12 protein-coding genes, 1 tRNA gene and 2 pseudogenes are annotated in these 13,779 nt (G+C 36.3%); 11 read left to right on the plus strand and 4 right to left on the minus strand.

Going from position 1 to position 13,779, the window contains the following annotated elements; genetic code table 11:
* Positions 1 to 164 precede the first annotated feature (164 nt).
* The 6 genes and pseudogenes from recG to AAGD62_RS00905 all read left to right on the plus strand — a co-directional run bounded on the left by recG (position 165) and on the right by AAGD62_RS00905 (position 5,373).
* The gene (recG, locus tag AAGD62_RS00880) at positions 165 to 2,186 is read left to right on the plus strand and encodes an ATP-dependent DNA helicase RecG (RefSeq protein WP_038199133.1); all 2,022 of its coding nucleotides are present in this window, start codon (positions 165 to 167) and stop codon (positions 2,184 to 2,186) included.
* Positions 2,187 to 2,774: 588 nt separating this feature from the next.
* On the plus strand, positions 2,775 to 2,975 hold the full coding sequence (locus AAGD62_RS00885; RefSeq protein ID WP_213863044.1) for a hypothetical protein: 201 nt from the start codon (positions 2,775 to 2,777) through the stop codon (positions 2,973 to 2,975).
* 373 nt (positions 2,976 to 3,348) lie between these two features.
* Entirely contained in the window at positions 3,349 to 3,696 is a 348-nt protein-coding gene (locus tag AAGD62_RS00890) for an IS630 transposase-related protein (protein WP_155968342.1), read from the plus strand.
* Between the two features lie 28 nt (positions 3,697 to 3,724).
* Entirely contained in the window at positions 3,725 to 4,207 is a 483-nt protein-coding gene (locus tag AAGD62_RS00895; RefSeq protein WP_231115908.1) for an IS630 family transposase, read from the plus strand.
* A 71-nt stretch (positions 4,208 to 4,278) separates the two neighbouring features.
* Positions 4,279 to 5,111: pseudogene (locus AAGD62_RS00900) on the plus strand (IS5 family transposase).
* Complete coding sequence (locus AAGD62_RS00905; RefSeq protein ID WP_341812743.1) at positions 5,104 to 5,373, plus strand: hypothetical protein; 270 nt, start codon at positions 5,104 to 5,106, stop codon at positions 5,371 to 5,373. The pseudogene AAGD62_RS00900 and the gene AAGD62_RS00905 overlap by 8 nt, the downstream one beginning before the upstream one ends.
* 15 nt (positions 5,374 to 5,388) lie before the next feature.
* Here AAGD62_RS00905 and AAGD62_RS00910 read toward each other — a convergent pair whose 3' ends face one another.
* The 4 genes from AAGD62_RS00910 to walE1 all read right to left on the minus strand — a co-directional run bounded on the left by AAGD62_RS00910 (position 5,389) and on the right by walE1 (position 8,324).
* A complete protein-coding gene (locus tag AAGD62_RS00910; RefSeq protein ID WP_341812744.1) occupies positions 5,389 to 5,772 on the minus strand; it encodes a hypothetical protein in 384 nt (127 codons plus the stop codon).
* A gap of 201 nt (positions 5,773 to 5,973) precedes the next feature.
* A tRNA-Gln gene (locus AAGD62_RS00915) sits at positions 5,974 to 6,048 on the minus strand.
* Positions 6,039 to 6,308: a divalent-cation tolerance protein CutA gene (cutA, locus tag AAGD62_RS00920; protein ID WP_395460184.1), complete on the minus strand. Its 270-nt coding sequence runs from the start codon at positions 6,306 to 6,308 to the stop codon at positions 6,039 to 6,041. Before cutA ends, AAGD62_RS00915 begins: the two co-directional genes overlap by 10 nt.
* Positions 6,309 to 6,800: 492 nt before the next feature.
* On the minus strand, positions 6,801 to 8,324 hold the full coding sequence (walE1, locus tag AAGD62_RS00925; RefSeq protein ID WP_155969361.1) for an actin bundler: 1,524 nt from the start codon (positions 8,322 to 8,324) through the stop codon (positions 6,801 to 6,803).
* A 155-nt stretch (positions 8,325 to 8,479) separates the two neighbouring features.
* On the opposite strand from walE1, the gene AAGD62_RS00930 reads away from it, so the two are divergent.
* From AAGD62_RS00930 to terL, 5 genes and pseudogenes are all read left to right on the plus strand, one after another.
* Entirely contained in the window at positions 8,480 to 8,695 is a 216-nt protein-coding gene (locus AAGD62_RS00930) for a hypothetical protein (protein WP_006279848.1), read from the plus strand.
* Between the two features lie 82 nt (positions 8,696 to 8,777).
* Entirely contained in the window at positions 8,778 to 9,812 is a 1,035-nt protein-coding gene (hflK, locus tag AAGD62_RS00935) for an FtsH protease activity modulator HflK (protein WP_010962866.1), read from the plus strand.
* A 2-nt stretch (positions 9,813 to 9,814) separates the two neighbouring features.
* Positions 9,815 to 10,687 carry a protease modulator HflC gene (locus AAGD62_RS00940; RefSeq protein WP_341812745.1) on the plus strand — a complete coding sequence of 291 codons (873 nt, stop codon included), beginning with the start codon at positions 9,815 to 9,817 and terminating at the stop codon, positions 10,685 to 10,687.
* 3 nt (positions 10,688 to 10,690) lie between these two features.
* Positions 10,691 to 12,175, plus strand: coding sequence for a DegQ family serine endoprotease (locus AAGD62_RS00945; protein WP_012673276.1), 1,485 nt, complete (start codon positions 10,691 to 10,693; stop codon positions 12,173 to 12,175).
* A 116-nt stretch (positions 12,176 to 12,291) separates the two neighbouring features.
* A pseudogene (terL, locus tag AAGD62_RS00950) lies at positions 12,292 to 13,766 on the plus strand (phage terminase large subunit); the annotation flags it as partial.
* Between the last annotated feature and the right edge of the window lie 13 nt (positions 13,767 to 13,779).

A 13,779-nucleotide genomic window follows, 5' to 3' on the forward strand; every position in this document is an offset into this window, starting at 1 on the left:
AAAAACAACAAATTCGTCATTCCGTTACGTGTTAGCGGCTGAGATACCGCGAATGAATCGCGGTATGACGTTAGAGAGCTGTGCTAGCTATAGTGCATACCTGACCATAAGGTGACAAGATTTTAAAAAGGCTCTATAACAGTTTTACACATGTATGAATCTCAATGAGCAATCAGATTTTTCTAAATAGCAGGCTGGAGAATATACCTAAGTTTCATTCCGCAATATTACCTAAACTTTGTGGTGGGGACAAGGTGGTGGATCTGCTGTTTTATAAGCCACTTAGTTATGTGGATAGAAGCAAGTTACTATCTGATGCTCGAGTTGGAGAATTTACAACTTTCATTGCAAAAGTTTATGAACATCAGTCGCCCACTTTTAGAGGTAGACCATATAAAATAGTCGTTGAAAGTGAGAGTCAGTATATATTCATAGTCTTTTTTAATTACTCAGTTAAGTATTTATATAAACTATTTCCAATTGGAGCGAATGTGATCATCAGTGGCAAACTCGAAAAATTTGCTGAACATTGGCAAATTACTCATCCAGATTACGTGTCGCTTGACATCAACCAATTTAAAGAAATAGCTTGCATAGAGCCAGTTTACCAATTATGCCGTGGCATTACCAATAAGCGCATTGGGAACATAATAAGCTCTAATCTAAAAGAATTGCCTGATTTACCAGAGTGGATAGATGATACATTAATCAAGCAAAAAAAATGGTTAAGTTGGAGGGAAAGCATCATAAAGTTGCACAGACCAAGCTCATTGGTGGAAGCTGAGGTTTGTAGAAAAAGGCTTGCTTATGATGAATTGTTTGCGTATCAGCTAGCGCTGAAACTTGCAAGAAAAAATCATGTGAAAGAAAGGGGAAGAGAATTTATAATATTGAGTAAATATAAAGAGCAAGTTTTAAATGAATTGTCGTTTCAATTAACAAATGATCAAACTCGTGCAATAGATGAGATCTCAGAGAGACAAAAATCCAAGTATCGCATGATAAGCTTGCTGCAAGGTGATGTTGGTAGTGGCAAAACCGTAGTTGCACTTTTTGCAATGATAAATGTGGTAGAAAACAACATGCAGGCAGCTCTAATGGCACCGACTACTATCTTGGCGGAGCAACATTATAATTGGATTGAGGAAGTTTTATCCTGTACCGATATAAAAGTTGCGCTGCTTACTGGTAAAACTTCGCGCAAGGAAAGAAAGATTATCATGAACGAACTTGCAAGTGGTGTTTTAAATATAGTGATTGGCACTCATGCACTATTTCAAGCTAACGTTACATTTAAAAATTTAGGGCTTGCAGTCATAGACGAGCAACAGCGATTTGGAGTGATGCAGAGAAATCGCTTGGTAGGAAAAGGAGAAAATGCCGATATACTTTTCGTTACTGCAACTCCCATTCCAAGAACTTTGCAGCAAGCTATGTATGGTGACGTTGAATGTTCAATTTTGAAAGAAAAACCAAAATCCAGATTGCCAATAAAAACTGTAACTATGAACATTAGTAGGGTGCCAGATGTTATTGAAAAGCTAAAAGGTGCTATAAACAGGGGCGAAAAAGCATATTGGATTTGTCCATATATAGAAGAAAACGAAGAGACCAATATTGCTGCAGCAGAGATGCGTTTTCAGGAATTACAAAAAACATTTCTTGATAAAGTCGGGATAATACACGGAAAATTGACTCAGGAGCAGAAAGATCAAGTTATGTTTTCCTTCAAAAGGAATGAATTTTCTCTGCTTGTTGCAACCACTGTGATAGAAGTTGGTATAGATGTGCCAGATGCAACCATCATGATTATAGAAAATGCAGAGCAATTTGGGTTATCACAATTGCATCAGTTAAGAGGCAGAGTAGGGCGAGGAAACAAGCCATCTTTTTGTGTATTATTATACGATAATTTAAGTAAAAGCTCATCTTCAAAGTTAAAGATCATGTGTGAGTCACAAGATGGATTTTACATTGCTGAAAGGGATATGATGCTAAGAGGCAGTGGAGATATTTTAGGCACAAAACAATCAGGATGTATGGAATTTAAATTTGCTGATTTATATCAGGACAAAGAGCTGCTCAATCTCGCGTATAATAACGCAAAAGGCGCAATGGCTGATTTTGAATTACTGCTTGATATATTTGAATATAGGAGTAGATTACATTTTTCAAAATTTCAGTAGGAAAACCAGGTAGCCCGCAGAAACGAAAAAACTTCCTTGACAAACCTCGCCAGCCCCCTTATCATGAAACTGAAGCTATTGTATTTGCTTTCGCCAATCTGCAGATTAAAAGGTAAGGATTACTTAATGTATCGGCGTCTTATGTTCAATTTTTTGCAGTATATAGATACTGTATGTCTTTACAAAACTTCATCTACATCTAGATTTTTATCTAAATAAGCTGAACGCGCTTATAAAGCGTTACAAGACATCAAAAAATGCCAATACTCGACAGAGATAGTAAAAGACTAGCTAACTCGGGGATTCTTTGTCTTTTTTTCTGCTTAGTAAATTTCTTAAACATTTGCAGCGTAAGTTAGTTGCAATTAAAAGCGGCTGAATCTCGCTTGTCAAGCGTTTAAAACATAAAAAACGCCAATATTTTAAAGCGGATAATAACCACGGGGCTTCTTTTGCCTTTTTTTTTATTTGGTAAATTTCTTAATGTTTATGGCTAAACGACAACCGTCATCCCGCTAGCGGGATCTCTTGTTAGCGGCTGAGATACCGCGAATGAATCGCGGTATGACGTAGATTGCTGTCATTCCAGTGCTCCTTTTTTTGTCATCCAAGCAGCCTCCTATGGTGTCATCCCAGTGCCCAGACACTGGGATCCAGCATTTCATGCAATCCCATCAAGAACGTTGTATTTTACATAACACTTTTATGCTTACCAACCCAGTGTCCAATCAAAATTCCTGGATCCCAGTGTCTGGGCACTGGGATGACATCATAGGGACACTGGGATGACACCATAGGGGCACTGCCGTCATAAAGGAACCAGTGTCAGCTACTTGAATGACATCATGGGGGCGCTGGCCTGACAACCGTCATCCCGCTGCTTGTTAGCGCCGCGGCGGTATGACGGTCCGCTGCTTGTTAGCGAGATACCGCGAATGAATCGCGGTATGACGGTGTAATGACGGTCAAGTAATTCGTTATCCCGCTGCTTGTTAGCGGAATCTGCTGTGGCGACATAAACTCAAATCATTTCAAATTTCAATCCAAAGAGGTATCATTATGTCAAACAACTTCAATTTTAAAGAATTTTTTAACCACTATGAAACAAATATAGTACTTCCCAAAGTAAATGATAAAGGTATAATAAGCTATTTGAGTTATAATGGCGTATAGTGTGGATTTAAGGGAAAGGGCAGTATCGATGATAGAAAAAGGGAAGTCAAAGGTTGAGGTGGCAGAGCTTTTGGAGATAGGAATAGCAACTCTGTACCGCTGGTTAAGAAAGAAAGCCGCTGGTGAAAGCCTAAGGCCATCGAAAAACGGCAGCTTTATTCGAAAAATAGACCCAAAAATACTCGAAGAATATGTTAAAAAGAATCCAGATCATACGCTGGCAGAGATGAAACAAAATCTTGGATTTGGAATAAATTCAATTTGGTATAGGCTGAAACAGCTAAGAATTACTTTAAAAAAAAGTTACACTATATCAAGAGCGCAATCAAGAAGATAGGCAGCGATTTACCGATAAAATCTCAAAAATAGACCATTCCAGCATCTTATATATAGATGAAGCAGGAGTTGATAATAGGTTATACCGAGAGTATGGACGTGCTCCAATAGGAAAGAAAATTTATGCAGATATTCCAGGAAGAAAACGAGAGAGAATCAGTATAATAGGCGGGTGGATTGGAAAGAGATTTATTGCACCAATGACTTTCAAAGGTGGGTGTGACAAAGAGGTATTCAATACATGGTTAGAGAAGATGTTATTACCTAAATTGCCACATGGTACTACAATAGTTATGGACAATGCCACATTCCATAAAACTCCCAAAACAAAGGAGTTAATAGATAATGCTAGATGCCGTTTGCTCTATCTACCAACATATTCACCAGATTTGAACCCTATAGAGCATTGTTGGAATACCATCAAAAGCCGCCTCAGACCTTTAATGCATAAATATACAGACTTACAACTTTTGGTTGGTAATACCATAATGGAAATTTATCATTCATTTTAGAAAATACTATAGGAGGTTGTCCGGAAATAAGTAAAAGGCTATAATATCTGAAATTTTAGTACGGGGTAAAGATGAGAAAAAAGTATCCAACAGATCTAAGCGAAAGGGAATGGGCAAGAATAGAAAAACACTTCAGAGTATCATACAAGAAAGGAGGAAGGCCGCCAAAGTATAGCAAAAGAGAAATATTAGAAGCAATTTTCTATGTATTGCGTACAGGGTGTCAATGGCGGTATTTACCAAATGATTTTCCGCTATGGAAGACTGTGTATGAGCAGTTCAGGCAATGGAAGAAGCAGGGAATTTTTGAGAAAATGAATTATGAAATTACAAAATATAGTAGAAGAAAAATAGGAAGGAATGAGCAGCCGAGTGCCTGTATAGTAGATAGTCAATCTGTAAAGACTACAGAAAAGGGAGGATCAAAGGCTATGATGGAAGTAAAAAAGTAAAGGGTAGAAAAAGGCATATAATTACAGACACTCAGGGTTTTATACTAGGTTGTTACGTAGGCGCTGCTAACGAAAATGATAGAGATGGTATTAAAATAGCATTAAACAATATGAGAACAAAATATACTAAAGTTAAAAAAATGTGGGCTGACATGGGATACCAAGGAAGAAATTTAAAGAATCACATAAAGGAAGAATATGACATAGATATTGAAATTGTTAAAAGGCCTCCATGTAGATTTTGGGTGCACAAAGATACGCCACCTGAGCTACTACCAACAAGAGAACAAGGGTTTAAAGTACAGCCAAGAAGATGGGTTGTAGAAAGGACTTTTGCTTGGGTTAATAGGAATAGAAGGCTATCGAAGGAGTATGATTTACTCACAACATCCACTGAGAATTTCATATACCTAGCTATGAGTAGGGTTATGTTAAAGAGGGAATATGCTTGAATTTACTAGTTTCCGGACAACCTCTAGTACGTCAGATGATATACAAAGGTATTATTTGCTGTGGAAATCAGTAATAGCGCAGGCAATGATTGATGCAGCAAGTAACTGTAAAAAAACAGAAAGCTTGGTAGAAAAACGTAAGGCAATTTCTTGGTTGTCAGACTTTAGTCAAGATTTTGTGCACACATGTATATTGGCTGATTGTGATCCGATATACGTAAAAAATAAAATACAGCCAACCTTAAAAAGCCTTACTAGATAAAGCCTTTTTATATACTTAATGAGGTTTACTCCTTTTACCGAAAAAAATATAATTCAATCTCCTATCTATAGTTGCCTCTATATCTTTGATTAATAGCTGCTTTATCATGTTTACTTTTCGCTTTGCATCTTGAGCTTGACGCTCATTGTTACCACTGTTATTGCTGTAATTATTCTTATCACTATAACTACTGCCACTTGTGTTACTGAACTCACTACCCTTTTTTCTTCTTGTGTTGAGTATCTGTATTATCTTTTCCTTTAAAAAGGACTTCCAGCCTGTGCCAAGTAATAATTTATAGAGAAAATGCGGAGTAAGAAACGCCACTAATATTCGAATAGAAATTCCGTAACCGAGATCTTCCCTATTTTCATAATACCACTTGCAATATTGAAACAAACGGTAAAACGCATTTTTGAAAGAGCAAAATTCTACAGCATACCAAAAACCATTGCTGAGAAACATGAGCACAATGCTGAATGTGTAAAGATACATTGTGAAGAGAAACAGTTTCACAATTATATCTTTTAGACTACCTAATATATAATTCAATAATCTTAATTTATAGAAAAGTGATATCATTTCACACCCACTTCAATATGGCTGGGGTGGAAGGATTCGAACCTTCGCGTGGCGGTATCAAAAACCGCTGCCTTACCACTTGGCTACACCCCAATACTACTTACATCAATAACACTATTAGCCCAATTAGTAAAAGATTTATTTGCTTTTTCTATGGGCATCACAGCAATAGCTGGCTGATCATAAGAATGCATTGCTTCGATTTTTTCTACAATTTTATCAACTTGATCATTCCTGCTCTTCATAATTGCCACTACTTCACAACCACTGTTAATTTCACCCTTCCATAAATACAGAGAATTTACTTCAGTTACACATACAATTAACTTCTCGTTTAACAATTCTTCAGAAATAGTTTTAGCCTCATTTAAATTTGAAAAAGTTGAAAACTAAATTATTCATTAGAATCTATATAAACGCATTGCTACTATACTCCACTCAGGTTTATTCATCAAGAGAAAATAACGCCAGCGCGTACTGTATGAACATTTGTTTGCAAAGGTAGTATGTTAAGTGTTATAGCTAGTTTGCCTCAAACGTAAAGGTGTCATCCCAGTGCCCCTGTGATGTCATTCCAGTGCTTGACACTGGAATCCAGTTTTCCATATAATCTCATCGAAAACGTTGTAACCACTTTCTATGCTAGTTTGCTTGTAAACAAGCAAACTTTCCTGGATCCCAGTGTCAGAGCTACTCGGATGACACCTTTCCTAGCAGAGAAATCACAATGTTCATACGGTTGTACGCATACCGCTGGGATCTAGGATTTTTCTATAGTTTAAAAACAAAAAAAGGACGTTACTCATTGAGTAACATCCTTTTGGAGAAGGTAGAAGTTTTACTTATTACACTGTTCCTGGAGTTGCTGTAGCTCTTGAGTTGACAGGTTCTGCACTAGGTTGATCTAGAGATGCGCGTCGTTTTGCCAACTTTTCTTCGAGTTCTCTGTCAAATTCTTCTTTTAAAGGAAGAACTTGTTTTCTTGTTAGCGTAGAAGAACCAGAACCCATTCCACTATCAGTAGAATTACTGTGAGTGAGAGTTCTGTTACTCAAACTATCCAGGTTTTGCTCCACAATAGGATCACTGAGAACATCTTCACTGAAAGAACTTTGTCCATTTAAGTTAGTCAATGAGGCGCTTCTAGGTAGTTCTGGTGGAGCAACTGGAGTAAGCTTAGGAGTTAAGCTACTAGATGAATTGCTTCTACGGACTGTTGCAAAGTTCTGAGAATCTGAATCAGAGACAGTAGCAGTACTTTCAGTTCCTATAGAATTTAGTGAATTGCTTTTTGACAAGCTGTTAGATTGTTCAGAGCCTTTTCTTCCCAGTGAAGAGAATGATGATGACACAGACCTAGTTAAACTTTTGACAGAAGGCCTGTTAGCTTTTTTCTCTGCTCTGTCAAACATATTGCTTACGCTTGAGTACAAATGATTTTCTCTACATTCTTTAATAACCTTCTTAATTTCATCGTAATGTTCAGAGAAAACACTGTCGATGAAATAACTACCTTTAGGTAATGACCTTTGTGTTAACAAGTTATGCAAGCTTTTTTCATTTAAATTATTAATGAATTCTTTCTGTACTTGCCATCCAGAAGTATGTTCAATCTCCCCTGATTTTGCCTTCTCTGCCATTTTTAAATCAATTTCTGACGATATTCCAGAAAGTACATTTTTCACTAACCCAGAATTATTTCCTTTATCAGCAAAAATTGCTTTCATATCATTTCTTATTTCGTCAGATTTCTTAATTGCATCTGGAGTAAACCTTTTTACCTTATCTAAATAGTCCGTCTCACCAGATGCCTTATGGAACTTATTTGCCACTCCTTCGCCTACAAAACTAGCGCCTTTTTTCAGTGAATCTACTGAATGTTCATAACCTTCTTTCACCTTATCTTTAACATGCACAGCACCATCTCTAACTTTTCCGGCAGCGTATGTTGATGCGTCCTTAACTTTCCCAGCAGTATATTTCACCCCATCAACTGTTTTTTCTGCTGACCACTTGAGCCCTTTATATCCAGATTGAACTGTTTTTACAGCGACTTTTACAGCGAAATATAAAGCAAGACCAACTATAGCACCTGGTATAGCAAGTGTTGCACCAACTGCCAAAAGTGGTAGTACTGCCGTAAATAATCCACTTGCTGCACTTACTACAAGAATCTTATCTCCTTGTTTCATCTTAGAGAATTCTGTATCCCCTTTTAACAGGTCAGTAATTCTTTCTTTTAGCTTCTTGGGATCATTAGCAATATCTGAATTTGGTAGATTTTGCATCGTTTTATTCAAATCAAAACTATCTTCTGGTTGGTTTTGTTGAGTTCCAACAGAATTTGAATTTTTTTCATTATGTAACATTTTAAACCTCACTATTAATTAAATATATTATAATTGTATTCCTTGATTCTTAAGTTAGTGTTAAATTGATTGCCAGTATTTATTTGTCTTCAAATAATTTCGCTTGACGTGTTTTGTGGTAACGTAGAAAATTAGGTCAAGAAGCTGCAGCATTTATGAAGTATAGAAAAAGAACACTCATCTTTTTGGCTGTTATAACTTTAATAATAATAGCTTTACTATTTAGGTATAATTCCCATTTTCACAAAGACGTAGTGCACTTAAAGAGTGACAACAAAGAATTCAAAAAAAAGCCAGAAAATTCCATAGAGTCAACCATACTACATAGAGAAAAGGAAGTGTACGATCATGTTTTCCATCCTGATGATTAATTTGTAAATAAAATAGCAATTTATGTTTGCATTTTCTTATTAAAGAAGTAATATTAGCGTATTAATTATAGAATCAATCATTATGTTTGATGATAATAATCCTTGGAATCTGGGGAAGAAACCGGTAGGGAACAAAACTCCTAATAATGAAGATATTTTAAGTAAAGCTGTATCTGATATAAGGTTCTTTCTTAATGGATTAACCAGAAACAGGGGCAAAAAACCTTATTTCATCATTTTCATTATTTTGCTGTTCTATGCTTGCACTGGCTTTTATATTGTCCATCCTAGTGAAGAAAGTATAGAACTTACCTTTGGTAAATATTCTAATACAGAAACACCTGGTTTGCGTTATCACTTCCCCTACCCTATTGGCAAGGTTTTTAAAGTGAACGTTAAGGAAGTAAATCGTGAAGAAATTGGGGTAAGTAGTTCTTATGGGCGAGATACAGATCGCGGTGAAGGCGTGATGCTAACTGGAGATGAAAATATAGTCAACGTTAACTTCGAGGTTCAATGGCGCGTTAGAGATGCTAAGGACTATTTATTCAAAGTGCGGGATTACAAACCCGGTTTCAGTGTTAAAAATGCTGCTGAAAGTGCCATGAGAGAAATAATAGGTAAAAATACGATCTCTTTTGCACTTGGTCAAGGCAGACCAGAAATTTCTAGAGATACTAGAATTCTATTGCAGCAGATTCTTGATGGATACCAAATGGGTATAGAGATTTTATCTGTTCAAATGAAAAAAATTGATCCACCAGAAAAAGTCATTAGCTCATTTAGAGATGTACAAAGTGCTCGTGCAGACAAAGAGCGTACTATAAACGAAGCATATGCTTATAATAATGATATTATACCTCGAGCAAAGGGTGAAGCGATAAAGATAAAATTAGATGCACAAGCATATGAAAATGAAATAATAAATGAAGCAAAAGGTAATGCAAATCGCTTTTTATCTCTTTATGAGGAATATAGACAGAATCCTTCTCTCGTTAAGAATCGTATTTATCTTGAAACTATGGAAAATATTTTCAGTAAGGTAGACAAAGTTGTTGTAACTGATGATCTGAAAGGTATGTTTTCTTATTTACCTCTTACAAATTTAGGAAAATAACCATGAGTAGTAATATTAAAATTGTTTTTGTTTCTGTATTTGTTGTTTTATTGATTGCTTTATCTAATTCAATATTTGTTGTGCAAGAAACAAAGCAAGCAATAGTTATACAACTGGGTAAAGTTGTAAGGGATGTTAGGGAAAGTGGCTTATATTTTAAGTTGCCATTCATAAATAGTGTAGAGTTTCTTGATAAAAGAGTTTTAGATTTAAGTCCTGATAAGATCCCAAGGGAAGTGATAACAGCGGATCAAAAACGTATTATAGTAGATGCGTATGCAAAATATAAAATAACAAATCCTGTTACTTTTTACCAGGCTGTGAGGAATGAATCAGGTCTGGTTAGAAGATTATATCCGGTTATAGAAGCTCACATAAGAGAAAATATAGGCAGATTTTTGTTGATTAGCTTGTTGAATGAAAAAAGATCAGAGGTTATGCAATTGATTCAGCGTGGAGTTTATTCTGAAGCTGAAAAATTTGGCATAGAAATAATAGATGTAAGAATTAAGAGAGCAGATTTACCAGAAGAAAATAGTTCTGCAATATTTCGCCGTATGCAAACTGAAAGGGAAAAAGAAGCAAAAGAAATTAGAGCAGAAGGAGAGCAAGCTGGGCAGGAAGTTAGATCAAAAGCTGATAAATTAAAAAGGGAAATTATCTCCAGTGCAGTAAAAGAATCGTACGAAATAAGGGGCCGTGGTTATGCTGAAGCAACTAGAATTTATAATGAGGCATTTAAGGTTGATGAAGAGTTCTTTAACTTTTATCGCTCTATGAGCGCTTACAGTAAATCATTTGCCGAAAATAATACTAAATTTGTACTTTCACCAAACAATAACTTTTTAGATATTTTAAATAAAGGATGGAAATAATTTATGAAAAGTAAGGCATTTATTTTATCTATATTTGCATATTTTCTAATTGCGTTTTCTTCGTATGCTAATATGTTTGATTGGAATGCAAAAAAGGTCGTTGATGCTAGCACTACTGCATGCAACTGTAATCAAGGACTTGCCGATTTAGTGGAAGAACTCATTCCTGCGGTTGTAAATATTTCAAGCGAACAAATCATCAAACAAGAAAATAACAGTAGAACTAGAGTTCCATCTATGCCAGGAAATAATTTTTTTGATGATTTTAGAGAGTTTTTTGAGCATTTTGATCAGTTTTTTATGGATAGGGGCCCTAGTGTTAACAAAGAGGTGGTGTTGCTTGGTTCTGGGTTTATTATAGATAAAGGTGGAACTATAGTAACCAATTATCACGTTATTAAAAACGCCAAAGATATCACAGTTACTATGAACGATAATACTTATTTCAAAGCAGAAGTTTTAGGCTATGATGCAAGAACTGATCTTGCTGTGCTTAAGATTAATTCTGATAAAGATCTTTCTTCTGTTGCATTTGGTGATTCTGATAAAGCAAGGGTTGGTGATACGGTTATGGCAATAGGTAACCCATTTGGTTTGGGTGGCTCTGTAAGCACAGGAATTATATCTGCAAGGTCCAGGGACATTAGTATTGGCACTATGAATGAATTTATTCAAACTGATGCTGCAATTAATAGGGGTAACTCTGGAGGACCGTTATTTGATTTAAATGGAAAAGTTATAGGTATTAATACTGCTATCTATTCTCCATCTGAGTCTGGCGGCAACGTGGGTATAGGTTTTGCCATACCATCTAATTTAGCTATGTCAATTATTGACACATTAAAAAGTGGCAAAAAAATAAAACATGGTTGGCTTGGTGTGCAAGTTCAGCCTATAACGAAAGAATTTGCTGAGTCCTTGGGTTTAAAAGATATAAAAGGCGCATTGGTTGCAAGTATAGTAAAGGATAGTCCTGCAGAAAAAGGTGGGATTAAAGTAGGTGATATATTATTAGAATTTGACGGTAAAAAAATCGATAGAATGACACAATTACCTCAAATGGTTTCAAGAGCTGGACCTGAGAAAAAAGTGCAAGTTAAGTTACTTAGAAAGAGCAAAGAGGTTAATATTAAAGTTGTGATCGGAGAATCTACAAATGATGGCCAAGATAACAATCAAGAAGAAAATAAATCAACATCTGATTATGTAACCGGTTTAACTGTCTCAAATCTGCCAAAAGAATCAAAAGAAAGTAATCCTACAAAAGGTGTGATAGTTACCAATGTAGATAGTAACAGTAATGCCACGCTGCGTGGTATTAAAAAAGGAGACATTATTATCCAATTAGATGGAACCGATATAGAAAATACTAATGATTTTCAAAAACAAGTTGATTCAGCAGTAAAGAAAAACGGTAAAGATTCAATAATGTTGCTCATTTACCGCAATGGAAATCAATTCTTTACTTCGATAAAGTTGAAGAAATAGCACTCGTAGGTTATTTACTAAATTAGCAGCATTGTAAGCCTGTCATTATAACACCTCAATCTTACAAGACAAATCAAAACTATTAAAGTCTACATTCCATTCACTAAAATACACATATGGATAATATAAATTTTCTAAAATTCATTGAACTGTGCTTTCAAACAGTAGTGCCGGGATGTGAGTATAATGATTATCAGTACATAAAAGTCATAGCAGACAGGCTGGAAGCAGCGAATGCTGGCGAAGTAAGGCGCATAATATTCAATATGCCTCCGCGTTCAATGAAGTCCATATGTATGAGTGTTGCGTGGCCCGCATGGATACTGGGCAACTGCAAGAATAATAGTTGCAAGTTATTCTAAGTTGCTTAGTGAAAAACATTCGCTTGATACGAGGTGCATAATGCAATCTGATTGGTATAAAGAACTATTTCCAGAGGTAGAACTATCCAAAGACCAGAACACTAAATATAAATTCCAAACAGTGCAGAGAGGATACAGAATCGCAACATCAGTTGGAGGAACATTAACCGGTGAAGGTGGTGACTTTATTATTGTGGATGATCCGCTTAACCCTGCTCAAGCTTTGAGTGAAACATTTAGAAAACGTGCCACAAACTGGTTCGATCAGACTTTAGTAACGAGACTCAACGATAGAAAAAAAGGAGTAATTGTGCTTGTGATGCATAGGCTCCACCTGGAAGACTTAACTGGGCACCTCTTATCTAAGCCAAAAAACATATGGCATCACATTTGTTTGCCAATGATTTCTGAAAATAAGGAGGTTATTTATTCAATTAATAACCATACTGGTGTCATTCCAACCCCCCCTCCTGTCATCCCAGTGCCCAGACACTGGGATCCAGAAAATTCAACCGCAAAAGACTGGATTCCAGCATCAAGTGCTGGAATGACACTACCTGCAAGAGTATTATACTCAAGAGAAGAGAATGAGTTATTATATCCCCTGGAGGGAGGAAGAGAAGAAGTTGAGATGATAAAAGTTGAACTCGGGAGTTACGCTTTTGCTGCTCAATACCAACAAAACCCCCTGCCGCTTTCAAGTGGTATAATAAAACAAGAGTGGTTAAAGCGCTATAAAAATTTCCCTGATAATCCCTCACATGTAACTCAAAGCTGGGACACTGCAGTTTCAACAAACGATTCCAGCGACTTTAGCATCTGCACCACCTGGGCAAAAATAGATAATAAATTCTATTTACTTGATGTATATCGAGCAAAGCTTGAGTACCCAAAGCTTAAAGAGCAAGTTCTGTCACTAGCTGCAAGATGGACGCCACACGCAATTTTGATCGAAGCAAAAACGAGTGGTCAACAATTAACACAAGAGCTAAAGGCAAATAGCGATCTACCGATTATCGAAATAATTCCACACAATGACAAACTCACTCAAAATTGTTCCGGTGATAGAGTCTGGTAGGGTTTTTTTGCCACAGCAAGCAGTATGGCTCAGCGATTTCGAGTACGAAATTTTAATGTTCCCAGAAGCTCGCCATGATGATCAAGTGGATAGTACCGCGCAATATCTGCAATGGATGAGAAAAACTAACACCAGTGCTTTCAGGGTCAGGGATTTTGGCTCCA

Origin of the sequence: Wolbachia endosymbiont (group A) of Eristalinus aeneus, assembly GCF_964026915.1 — a bacterium.
GTDB lineage: Bacteria > Pseudomonadota > Alphaproteobacteria > Rickettsiales > Anaplasmataceae > Wolbachia > Wolbachia pipientis.

What these genes read in the sequence shown, in the direction of transcription:
- recG (WP_038199133.1), top strand. Translation starts at nt 165, where the DNA reads ATGAGCAATCAGATTTTTCTAAATAGCAGGCTGGAGAATATACCTAAG.
- AAGD62_RS00890 (WP_155968342.1), top strand. Translation starts at nt 3,349, where the DNA reads ATGGCGTATAGTGTGGATTTAAGGGAAAGGGCAGTATCGATGATAGAA.
- AAGD62_RS00905 (WP_341812743.1), top strand. Translation starts at nt 5,104, where the DNA reads ATGCTTGAATTTACTAGTTTCCGGACAACCTCTAGTACGTCAGATGAT.
- walE1 (WP_155969361.1), bottom strand. Translation starts at nt 8,324, where the DNA reads ATGTTACATAATGAAAAAAATTCAAATTCTGTTGGAACTCAACAAAAC.
- AAGD62_RS00930 (WP_006279848.1), top strand. Translation starts at nt 8,480, where the DNA reads ATGAAGTATAGAAAAAGAACACTCATCTTTTTGGCTGTTATAACTTTA.
- hflK (WP_010962866.1), top strand. Translation starts at nt 8,778, where the DNA reads ATGTTTGATGATAATAATCCTTGGAATCTGGGGAAGAAACCGGTAGGG.
- AAGD62_RS00940 (WP_341812745.1), top strand. Translation starts at nt 9,815, where the DNA reads ATGAGTAGTAATATTAAAATTGTTTTTGTTTCTGTATTTGTTGTTTTA.
- AAGD62_RS00945 (WP_012673276.1), top strand. Translation starts at nt 10,691, where the DNA reads ATGAAAAGTAAGGCATTTATTTTATCTATATTTGCATATTTTCTAATT.